Raw genomic sequence first — 1,012 nt, 5'->3', positions numbered from 1 at the left:
GCGTTCAGGATGACACTCTGAAAAAAGCTGGTGGTTTTTGAACCATCAGCCTTTATTATATAGTTAGCGCTTGTTGTTAACAAATTGTGAAATCGTGCAAACAACTGTTTGCATAATGAACAGCCCTAAGTTACAGCCCTTGACTGTGCGGGGCGAGCTTGTTTATATTTGTCACCGCAAGAAAAAATCCTTTCGACGGCGTTGCAGGTTTGCGTGTGGGAAACGCAGGCTAGTCGGCTCACGAGGGCCGATGTCGCAGAACGGGAAGGAAAATAATTCTTGCGGGACCCGGCAGGAGCGAGGGGATATAACCGCCTGACACCCGCAAGAGCAAGTCCCGAAAAACAACATATGAAGAAATACGAGGAATTGACAATTTGTGACAACTTCATGTTCGCAAAGGTTTTTAGCAATGCGGATATCGCGCAGGATTTCCTGCAGGACATCCTGAAGATTGACATCGAAAAGATCAGTGTGGTTTCCGAGGCCACCCTCCAGGAGGATCCCTTCCACAAGAGTGTGCGCCTGGATGTGCAGGCAAGGGAGGGTGATTCCGGAAACGGCCGCTCTTTCGATATCGAGTTGCAGATGATCGACACCAGTGAACTGCCCAAGCGCGCCAGGTATTACCAGGGGATGCTTGATCTGGATGCTTTGGGCAAGGGAGTCAATTACGATGAACTCAAGGAACAGTACATCTTGTTTCTCTGCCCCGAGGATATTTTCAAGGCGGGCAAGCCGGTGTATCAGTTCCAGAATCGCGAGGAAACCGACCCCAACATTTTGCTGGGAGACCTTTGCTACAAGAATTTTTATATCTTTAGTAAGTACCGCGAAGTCACGGATGAGGTTACTCGCGAGTACATGCAGTATTTCGCAACGCAGAAGTACGAATCCGAAAGGATCAAGCGGATTCACGCATTTGTGGAGCGGTATCGCAATGACCCAGTCGCAAAGAAGGCTTATATGACTCTCGAACAGGAACTGAACATTCGCTACAAGAAGGGACTTG

The 1,012-nt window shown here is 48.7% G+C and carries 1 protein-coding gene; it reads left to right on the top strand.

Annotated features, from left to right (window positions below; genetic code table 11):
* Positions 1-351 precede the first annotated feature (351 nt).
* On the top strand, positions 352-1,012 hold a 661-nt coding region (locus MMG03_RS15780), incomplete at its 3' end, for an Rpn family recombination-promoting nuclease/putative transposase (RefSeq protein WP_249506723.1).

The organism is Fibrobacter sp. HC4, assembly GCF_023373925.1.
Classification (GTDB): Bacteria; Fibrobacterota; Fibrobacteria; order Fibrobacterales; family Fibrobacteraceae; genus Fibrobacter.
This window is presented reverse-complemented; position numbering and strand designations above follow the sequence as displayed.